This window comes from Synechococcus sp. EJ6-Ellesmere (assembly GCF_024345875.1).
GTDB lineage: Bacteria > Cyanobacteriota > Cyanobacteriia > PCC-6307 > Cyanobiaceae > Regnicoccus_A > Regnicoccus_A antarcticus.
Genome location: NZ_JAGQBY010000130.1, coordinates 1 through 8739, shown reverse-complemented (window position 1 = coordinate 8739; position 8739 = coordinate 1). Strand labels below are relative to the sequence as shown.

The following is an 8739-nucleotide window of genomic DNA, read 5'->3' as shown; positions in this document are numbered from 1 at the left end:
GATCGCAGCCGGCGCCTTCTGCGCGGCGAGCGCGGGCTGATCGCCGTGGGCGGTCGCCCGCACCGCCCCTCGTTTCCCGGGGCGGAGCTGGGCTGGGTGAGTGATGACATGTTTCTGCTCGAGCGTCTGCCCCAGCGGGTGCTGATCGTTGGGGGCGGCTTCATTGCCTGCGAATTCGCCTGCATCCTGCGCGGTCTGGGCGTGGAGGTGGATCAGTTCGTGCGCGGGGATCACCTGCTGCGGGGCTTCGACCGGGAACTGAGTGCGGCGGTGCACGAGGGCATGGAAGCCGATGGCATCACCATCCACATGGCCCAGACCCTGAGCGCCATCGCCGGAGAGCCCGGCGAGCTGATCGCCACCACCTGCCAGGGCCGCCAGGAGCGCTGTGGCGGCGTGCTTCTGGCCACGGGGCGCCAGCCCTACCTGGCCGGTCTCGATCTGGCAGCGGCAGGCGTGGGGGTGGATGGCGGCAGCATCACGGTGGATGCCGATCAACGCACCAACGTGCCCCACATTTTCGCGGTGGGGGATGTCACCGACCGCATCAACCTCACCCCGGTGGCGGTGGATGAAGGCCGTGCTTTCGCCGACAGCGTCTACGGCGGACAAGCCCGCCAGGTGAACCACGACCTGGTGGCCAGTGCTGTGTTCAGCCAACCAGAGCTGGCCTCGGTGGGACTGAGCGAGGAGCAGGCCCTGGCCCGCTTCGGTCCCGATGGGGTACGCCTCTACCGGGCTCGCTTTCGCTCCATGGCCCAGGCCCTGCCCAAGCGAGGCCCCCGCTGCCTGCTGAAGCTGGTGGTGGAGGTGGCCTCAGGCCGGGTGCTGGGGTGCCACATGGTGGGCGAACACGCCGCCGAGATCATTCAGATGGCGGCGATCGCGATCGGCATGGGGGCCACCAAGGCCGACTTCGATCGCACCATGGCCCTCCATCCCACCGTGGCGGAGGAGTTCGTGACGATGCCCCAGTGAATGAGCCGAGGTAGCCACGACCAGATGGGCAAGGGCTCGACGCTGTCAGCGGATGGAGACAGCGGCAAAATTGACTACGTTCTGGGAGCTGTCCAGATCACGCACACTCCGTTGTGATGCCCGCTCTCGTTCTGCTCATCGACCATGAACGGATCGGCCGTGATCGCCTGGCCACACAGCTGCTGGATGCAGGCTGCCTGGTTGCGGAAGCCGAGGATGGTCACCGGGGCCAGGCCATGGCCCTGCAGGTCAGTCCCCAGCTGATCGTGATGGATCTGTTGCTGCCGGGGATCGATGGCCTCACCGTTCTGCAGCGATTGCGGCGCGATCAGCGAACCAGCCGGACACCCATCCTGGTGCTGACGGGCCTGAGCAGCCTCGATGACAAGGTGCGGGGCTTTACGTCCGGCGCCGACGACTACCTGACCAAGCCTTACGCCCCTGAGGAATTGCTGGCCCGGGTCAAAGCTCTGCTGCGCGGGCGTGCCACCACACCCCAGCTGGTGCGTGCTGCGGAAGTGCTCAGTTATGGCCCCCTCACGCTGGTACCGGAACGCTATGAAGCTCTCTGGCATGAGCTGCCGGTGCGCCTCACCCGCACGGAATTCGAACTTCTCCATTGCCTGCTGCAACGCCACGGCCAGGTGGTGCCCTGGGCGGTGCTCCTGCGTGAGATCTGGGGCTACGGGCCCGACAACAACGTGGAATGCATCCGCACCCATATCCGTCATCTGCGCGGGAAGCTGGAAATCGACCGCCACAGGCCGACCTTCATCAAAACGATCTACGGCACTGGCTACTGCCTGGATCTACCCCTGGATCCAGCCACCGGGCTTGCTGTCAGCAAAGGACGTCTTGGACTGGTGGGGGAGGCCCTCAATCCGGCAGGTTCCCTCAGCGCGGCACCCCCCCTGGGCTGGGACCGGAAAACCCGCCGTAAGGAGGCCTGAGTCACGCAGAAGGCCTGAGTAACATTAATCACACGATCTGGTCACCCCTGCACACAGGAACATGGCCGGTGACGCTTGGATGGTTCCAGGATTTTTTCTCTCCCCCGTAATCCTGTGAACGAGAGTTGCCCCTGGATCGATCCCTGCCTCGTGCGGGTGGCCTGCCCGGTGATGACCATGGCCAAGTCGAAAGGAAAGGGCTGTAAAGCCAAGAAGTGCTCCAACTGGAAAGGGGGACGCTGCCGCTGCGGCCGCGACTGATCCCTCTCCGTCGTGTCCCTTGCTGATCGGCTGGGGACGTTTCTGCTAGGGCCTCAGGCGGCTGCGGGAGTCGCAGCGGCATTCAGGGATTGATCCAGGATCAAAAGAGCGCCGAAGTCGGTGCCGCAGTGCCGCACCTGAGCCAGCAAATGGGCCACTTCACTCTCGGCATCCACCTGGCTCTTGATCAACGGGTCAAGAAAGATGGAACTGCGGTAGTCGCCGCAGCGCTCCGCCAGGCTGTAAAGCTGTTGCAACGACGTGGTGACTTCCGCCTCCATCTCGAAGACAGACACCAGCACGTCTTCGACATTCGTCCACGTCTGCCTCGGCTGGGAGAGGGCGGAGAGCTCCACCGGCTGAGACCGTGCCACCAGGTAATCGACGAAGAGGCCGGCATGGGCCCGCTCGCCATCGGATTCAGCCCTGGCAAAGGCGGCAAACCCATTCAGTTCCCGCTGGGTGAACCACACGGCGAGTGAGAAATAGGTGTAGCTGGCCATCAACTCCATCTGCAGATGGTTGCAGAGACCTTGGTGCAACTCAGCTTCCATCTCCTGGGCCACTGGCCGCCGAGGCAGAAGCGGTACAGCATTCAGGCTGGCGGTGCTGGCCGGATTGCTGATCACCATGGGTCGAATCTCTTTGGCCTCAGCTTACAAAGGCACAAGAGTTTTCCGCCAAGGGCGCCAGCGGCCGCTCACCCGCCTCCAGCGCCGGCATCCAGACCCCGTAGGCTCAAGGGCATCAGGCCGTGATCCTGTTCGATCGCATGTCTGAGGACTGCCGCGCCCCTGTCAGCATGCCACCAGCTCTTCCCTCCCTGCCCCGCCAGTGCTGGTGCCTTGGGGTGCGTAGCCGCCAGGCCCTCCAGGCTCTGAGGAGTTGCTCCAACCCGCAGCTGCGGACCCGGCTGGAGCACGATCTGCTGCGTCTTCGGCTGCAGGCCAGCGCCATCGGCCGCCACGCCGAGTCGATGGCGAAGTCGCTGGATCCACACCATTGGGAGGTTGCGCTGCTGCGTGAAGTGATGCGACGCAATCAGCGACATTTCGGTGTTTCCACGATCAGCTGATCCCTCTTTTTCGTCCCGCTCCGTTCTCATCACGATCAGCAGAGGTGGTGTTCAGAGACCGTGGGAGGACGCCCACAGCCGTTGTCGAGGGACCCCGGCGGGCCCTAGACAGGAGAGGTGAGATCAGATGTCATGAGCCCATCCAGCCCGTCGCAGCACCACCAGATCCTGATCGTCGGCGGCGGAGCGGCTGGAATCACGGTGGCCAGCCAGTTGCTTCTGGCCAGGAGAGGCCTCGATGTGGCCATTCTTGAGCCCAGCAAGGATCACTACTACCAACCCGGCTGGACCCTGGTAGGCGGTGGGGTGATGACCCAGGAACAGACCCGGCGCGATGAGGCCGATCTGATTCCCGCTGGTTGCAGCTGGATCCGCGCCGCCGCCGCCAGCTTCGAGCCGGAGGCCAACCGGGTGATCACCACCGCCGGTGACGCCATCAGCTACGACGCCCTGGTGGTGGCCACCGGCCTGCAACTGCGCTGGGAGCGGATTAAGGGGTTGGAAGGGGCACTCGGTCGCCAGGGGGTCACCAGCAACTACTCCCAGGAGCATCTTCCCTACACCTGGGAGACCATCAGCAACTTCCCAGGCGGCACCGCGATCTTCACCTTCCCGGACACCCCGATCAAGTGCGCCGGGGCTCCCCAGAAGATCATGTACATGGCCGACGACGTCTTCAAAGCCACCAGCGGGGTGGGGGTGAACACCAAGGTGGTGTTTGCCACCGCCGGGCCCGGCCTCTTCGGTGTCCCCGTCTATGCCCGTGTGCTCAAGAAGGTTGTAGAGGAACGGGGGATCCAGGTGCTGCTGCGCCACAACCTCAAGGAGATCAGAGCTGATGAGCAGGTGGCGGTCTTCGAGGTCAGCGACGCGGAGGGGCATCTCTCCAGCAAGGAGATCCCGTTCTCGATGATCCATGCGGTGCCGCCGATGTCGGCCCCCGATGTCATTGCCCAGAGCCCCCTGGCCACCAGCGCTCCCGGTGGCTGGGTGGAGGTCGACAAGTTCAGCACCCAGCACGTCCGCTACCCCAACGTCTTCTCGCTAGGGGATGCGTCGTCGCTGCCCACCTCCAAGACCGCCGGTGCGGTGCGGGGCGAGGCTCCGGTTCTGGTGGCCAATCTGTTGGCCCAGCTCGACGTCAAGCCCCTGCAGGCCCGCTACGACGGCTACGGCGTCTGCCCGCTGATCACCGGCTACAACAAGGTGGTGATGGCCGAGTTCGACTACGACCTTCAGCCCGTCAGCTCCTTCCAGATCGACCCCACCCGCGAGCGCTGGAGCATGTGGCTGATGAAGACCAAGGGCCTGCCCTGGATCTACTGGAACCGGATGCTCAAGGGTCAACCCCACGAGAGCCGCTACCTCAAGCCCCTCAAGCCCCTGGTTCAGGCTCTCGGGCTGGCCTACAAGGGCGAACCGGCCGCCCGCTGATGCCGCTCCTGCTGGTGCCCGCCAGCTCGTCGAGCTGCTCCTGCATCTCTGCCACCACCCGCGTGTAGCAGGACTGCACATAGGACCGATCGCGGCTGGCGGCATGGCCGCTGCGCTCGAACTGGATCGGCCGGCAGACGCGGGTGTGAATCTTCGCCGGCAGGGGCAGGTTGGGCAGGGGACCCACGGCCAGGCCCCAGGGCAGGCCGAGGTAGAGGGGAAACACCTCGGGGTCGATGCCGAACAGCCAGGGGAGGCCGCGCTCATGCCAGCGCTGCATCGGTTCGTAGCAGTCTTCGAGAACGATCAGGGTGTCGTGGCTGCCCCAGGAGATCAGCGGCACGATCGGCACGTTGTGCCAGAGCGCCAGCCGGATGAAGCCCGTGCGCCCCCTGAACTGGATGCTCTGACGCAGACGGTGCGGCCGGAAGGCGTCTTGGCCGCCGCCGGGGAACACCAGCAGGCTGTCGCCCCGCTCGAGCACGGCCATGGCCCCCCGCGGGTAGTAGGGGATTGCCCCGGTTTGGGCCGCCAGTTGCGCCGCCCGGGGGAACACCTGCCAAACCTTGGGATGGGCCAGGCCGTAGACCCGCCGCTCGAAACCGATGCGCCGGAACCAGTCGAGCATCAGCATCGGCAGGTCGGGGCTGGCTAGACCGCCGTTATGGGATCCCACCAGCAGCATTTGGCCTTCGCTTGGAATCTGCTCCCAGCCGCTGGTGCTCACCTGAAAGTAGTGTCGGTAGAGCCACTCCCAGAGGGGCATCAGTCGCTGGATCACCCGTGGATCGCGCTCGGTGCCGGGGTCAGGGCCCGCGCTTGGACCTTCAGGCATGGAAGTGGGGTCTGAGCGCCCCCAGACCCTAGGGGCTGCGGGCGGTCGTGCCAGGACCATCCATGGCGTGGCCGCGCGTTCCTGGTCAGACTGACCTCAGAGCTGGCCAGAATGCCCTCAGGCCTGAGGCTCCTTCACCCTTCGGAGCCGTTGTTCGCCATGACAGGGTCCATTGATCGAGCCCTACGCCTGCGGGCCCTGTGGATGGCCTGGTTGCTGTGCATGCTCTTTCACGTGGATCTGGGCCTGATGCCCCTGTTTCACGGTCTGTCGCCGGAGATCGAAAGCCACGTGGCCATGGAGAAGCTGCCCTTGCTCTTCGGTGGGATGATGATTTACTTCCTGCTGCCGGTAGCGGCCGTGGTCCTGCTGGCCTACAGCGCCAGTGACCCTGAGCGTCCACAGCGCTGGCAGGGATGGCGGCGGCTGCATTTCTGGCTGAGCGTGGTCTACACGGTCACCAATCTCCCCCACCTGGTGGCCGACATCCTGGTCCCCGACTCCCGGGCGGATCAGGTGGCCTTGATGGTGGTCCTGGTGCTGATCGGGCTGCTGATCAACTGGGAGAGCTGGTTCTGGTGGCGCGATCACCGATCGACCGGCGCCAGACCGGCCGCATCGAACACCCCCTCAAACAGCACCGAGCTCAGATAGCGCTCCCCGGAGTCCGGCAGGACCACCACGATCGTCTTGCCGGCGAATTCCTCCTCGGCGGCCAGCCGCAGGGCGGCCACGGTGGCGGCCCCGCAGGAGATGCCCGCCAGGATGCCCTCTTCGCGCATCAGGCGTCTGGCCATGGCCACGGCCTCCTGGTCGCTGACCGCTTCGACCCGGTCCACCAGATCCAGATCGAGGTTCTCGGGGACGAAACCGGCACCGATCCCCTGGATCTTGTGGGGCCCGGGCTGGGGTGGCTCGCCTGCCCTGGCCTGGGCGATCACCGGGCTGTTCACAGGCTCCACCGCCACCGAGAGCAGCTTCTGGCCCCGGGTGGTCTTGAAATAACGGCTGACGCCGGTGATGGTGCCACCTGTGCCCACCCCCGCCACCAGCACATCCACCTGACCATCGGTGTCGTTCCAGATTTCCGGGCCGGTGGTGTCGTGGTGGATCTGGGGGTTGGCCGGGTTGGCGAACTGCTGCAGCAGCACGTAACGCTCGGGATCGGAGGCGGCGATCTCATGGGCCCGGCCCACCGCACCGGTCATGCCGAGTTTGCCCTCGGTGAGTACGAGCCTGGCGCCGTAGGCCGTGAGCAGCTTGCGCCGCTCCAGACTCATCGATTCCGGCATCGTCAGGGTGAGGGGGATCCCCCTGGAGGCGGCCACAAAGGCCAGGGCGATGCCGGTGTTACCGCTGGTGGGCTCGATCAGCTCCTTGCCCGGACCGAGCCGGCCATCTTTCTCGGCCTGCCAGATCATCGCGGCGCCGATGCGGCACTTGACCGAATAAGCGGGATTGCGGCCCTCGATCTTGGCGAGAACGGTGGCGCGGCTGTCGCCGACCACCCGGTTCAGCTTCACCAGGGGCGTGCGGCCGATGCTCAGGCTGCTGTCAGCAAAAATCGACGCCATCAACGACACAGGAACTTCGGGCACCCTCGCACCCTCGGGCGGCGAAGATCAATTGCCCGCTCTGACCTGAACGGCCGTCTCTCGCCAGTGCCGCAAGACCTGTACCGCCAGCAGCAGCACCAGCACCGGAATGACCACCACCAGGGTGAAGGAACGCAGGGGTGAGGCCAGCGCCGGAATGGTGATGGGAAGGATCTGCTCCACCAGGTACAGCCCGTAGAGGCCCACCAGCAGCACGCCCTCTCTCCTGGAAATCACCCCGCCCGTCCAGAAGATGGGAAGCAGGCCCAGAGTAGTGGCCACCATGATCGGCATGTCCCGGTGGATCATGGATGGATCCACGTTCAGGCCGCGCGATCCTGAGAGGAAGGCGCAGCCCCCGAGAATCACCAGCTGGTTGAGCAGGTTGCTGCCCACCACGTTGCCGATGGCCAGATCAGCCTTGCCCTTCAGGGCCGCCATGATCGAAGTGACCAATTCAGGCATCGAGGTGCCGGCCGCCACGATCGTGAGGCCGATCAGGGTTTGACTCACCCCCAGGCTCAGGGCGATGGCGGTGGCCCCCTTCACCAGGATCTGCGAGCCCCAGACCAGCAGGCCAAGGCCGGCCGCCAGCCGGATCAGGGCCGGTCCGTAGCCCCCTTCCGCGTCGGCTGGATCGATCTCGTCGCCGGTGGATTCACCTTCCTCGCGGGCCGTGCGGGTTTCCCAGACCGTGTTGATCACCACGGCGGTGAGCAGGGCCAGGCCGGCCTGCCAGGTCACCCGGCCTGCGGAAGCCATGCCCCAGACGGCCATCGACACGGCCAGCAGCACCGGCACATCGCGGCGGATCAGGCGGCTGTGCACCCTCAACGGCAGGATCACGGCGCTGATGCCCAGCACCACCAGCACATTGAAGATGTTGCTGCCCACCACGTTGCCCACCGCCAGGTCATCGGCTCCCCTGAGCGTGGAGATCAGGCTGACGAACAGTTCGGGGGCGCTGGTGCCCAGGGCCACCACGGTGAGACCGATCACCAGCTGGGGAATACCCAGCAGCAGGGCCAGAGCCACCGATCCCTGGACGAACAGTTCGCCTCCTCCGAAGAGCAGCAGGATGCCCACCACCACCTCGATCACACTCAGCATGGTGGGCTCCTCCAGAACACAGATTCTGCCTTGTGATTGCAAGCGTGCCGAATCAGGCCCTGACTCCAGGGGCCGATGATCCAGGCCGCCAGGGGCCAACCACCTCCACCGCATCAGACCAAGGGTCCTGGCGGTCAGCCTTGCCACTGGCTGGATTGATTGTCACAACCTGGGCCTATTGGCCCCCTGGTCCTGACCTGGGACAAGCCTCCCTCTTAGGTTCCCCCCATCCATTGCAGGGACCGTGTGGCTGTTGCCCGCCCCATGAGCTGGTTGAACCAGATCAGCTCACAACACATCAAAGGTGATGTCTTCGGCGGTCTCACGGCGGCGGTGGTGGCCCTGCCCATGGCCCTTGCCTTTGGCGTGGCCTCCGGAGCCGGGGCGGTTTCGTGCCTCTGGGGTGCGGTGCTGGTGGATCTGTACGCCGCTCTCTTCGGCGGCACTCCCACCCTGATCTCGGAGCCCACCGGTCCGATGACGGTGGTGATGACAACGGTG

Annotated in this window: 10 protein-coding genes; 6 read left to right on the top strand and 4 right to left on the bottom strand. The window is 65.4% G+C overall.

The features are described 5' to 3' along the window. Both KBY78_RS13300 and KBY78_RS13295 read left to right on the top strand, forming a co-directional pair. The coding region (locus KBY78_RS13300; protein ID WP_255143982.1) for an FAD-dependent oxidoreductase at nucleotides 1-978 on the top strand (978 nt) is incomplete at its 5' end. Between the two features lie 116 nt (nucleotides 979-1094). Further along, nucleotides 1095-1928: a response regulator transcription factor gene (locus KBY78_RS13295; RefSeq protein ID WP_255143981.1), complete on the top strand. Its 834-nt coding sequence runs from the start codon at nucleotides 1095-1097 to the stop codon at nucleotides 1926-1928. Nucleotides 1929-2242: 314 nt separating this feature from the next. Here KBY78_RS13295 and KBY78_RS13290 read toward each other — a convergent pair whose 3' ends face one another. Then, nucleotides 2243-2821 (bottom strand): ferritin, encoded by a 579-nt coding sequence (locus tag KBY78_RS13290; RefSeq protein WP_255143980.1) that lies wholly within the window; start codon nucleotides 2819-2821, stop codon nucleotides 2243-2245. Nucleotides 2822-2991: 170 nt separating this feature from the next. Between KBY78_RS13290 and KBY78_RS13285 the strand changes: the two genes are divergently transcribed. Together KBY78_RS13285 and KBY78_RS13280 are read left to right on the top strand one after the other, a co-directional pair. Continuing rightward, the gene (locus tag KBY78_RS13285; protein ID WP_255143979.1) at nucleotides 2992-3264 is read left to right on the top strand and encodes a hypothetical protein; all 273 of its coding nucleotides are present in this window, start codon (nucleotides 2992-2994) and stop codon (nucleotides 3262-3264) included. Between the two features lie 132 nt (nucleotides 3265-3396). Next, nucleotides 3397-4698 (top strand): FAD/NAD(P)-binding oxidoreductase, encoded by a 1302-nt coding sequence (locus KBY78_RS13280; protein ID WP_255143978.1) that lies wholly within the window; start codon nucleotides 3397-3399, stop codon nucleotides 4696-4698. On the opposite strand, the gene KBY78_RS13275 is transcribed toward KBY78_RS13280, so the two are convergent. Then, a complete protein-coding gene (locus tag KBY78_RS13275) occupies nucleotides 4640-5533 on the bottom strand; it encodes a lysophospholipid acyltransferase family protein (RefSeq protein ID WP_255143976.1) in 894 nt (297 codons plus the stop codon). The two genes, KBY78_RS13280 and KBY78_RS13275, sit on opposite strands and share 59 nt — an antisense overlap. 159 nt (nucleotides 5534-5692) lie before the next feature. Between KBY78_RS13275 and KBY78_RS13270 the strand changes: the two genes are divergently transcribed. Then, nucleotides 5693-6187, top strand: a complete 495-nt coding sequence (locus KBY78_RS13270) for a hypothetical protein (protein ID WP_037979675.1) — start codon at nucleotides 5693-5695, stop codon at nucleotides 6185-6187. On the opposite strand, the gene cysK is transcribed toward KBY78_RS13270, so the two are convergent. Then, nucleotides 6121-7107, bottom strand: a complete 987-nt coding sequence (gene cysK / locus KBY78_RS13265) for a cysteine synthase A (RefSeq protein ID WP_255143983.1) — start codon at nucleotides 7105-7107, stop codon at nucleotides 6121-6123. The two genes, KBY78_RS13270 and cysK, sit on opposite strands and share 67 nt — an antisense overlap. Nucleotides 7108-7155: 48 nt before the next feature. Continuing rightward, a complete protein-coding gene (locus KBY78_RS13260; RefSeq protein WP_255143975.1) occupies nucleotides 7156-8238 on the bottom strand; it encodes a calcium/sodium antiporter in 1083 nt (360 codons plus the stop codon). Between the two features lie 264 nt (nucleotides 8239-8502). On the opposite strand from KBY78_RS13260, the gene KBY78_RS13255 reads away from it, so the two are divergent. Continuing rightward, on the top strand, nucleotides 8503-8739 hold a 237-nt coding region (locus KBY78_RS13255), incomplete at its 3' end, for a SulP family inorganic anion transporter (RefSeq protein WP_255143974.1).

Coding starts and splice junctions, on each gene's coding strand:
- KBY78_RS13295 (WP_255143981.1), top strand. CDS start 1,095: ATGCCCGCTCTCGTTCTGCTCATCGACCATGAACGGATCGGCCGTGAT.
- KBY78_RS13290 (WP_255143980.1), bottom strand. CDS start 2,821: ATGGTGATCAGCAATCCGGCCAGCACCGCCAGCCTGAATGCTGTACCG.
- KBY78_RS13285 (WP_255143979.1), top strand. CDS start 2,992: ATGCCACCAGCTCTTCCCTCCCTGCCCCGCCAGTGCTGGTGCCTTGGG.
- KBY78_RS13280 (WP_255143978.1), top strand. CDS start 3,397: ATGAGCCCATCCAGCCCGTCGCAGCACCACCAGATCCTGATCGTCGGC.
- KBY78_RS13275 (WP_255143976.1), bottom strand. CDS start 5,533: ATGCCTGAAGGTCCAAGCGCGGGCCCTGACCCCGGCACCGAGCGCGAT.
- KBY78_RS13270 (WP_037979675.1), top strand. CDS start 5,693: ATGACAGGGTCCATTGATCGAGCCCTACGCCTGCGGGCCCTGTGGATG.
- cysK (WP_255143983.1), bottom strand. CDS start 7,107: ATGGCGTCGATTTTTGCTGACAGCAGCCTGAGCATCGGCCGCACGCCC.
- KBY78_RS13260 (WP_255143975.1), bottom strand. CDS start 8,238: ATGCTGAGTGTGATCGAGGTGGTGGTGGGCATCCTGCTGCTCTTCGGA.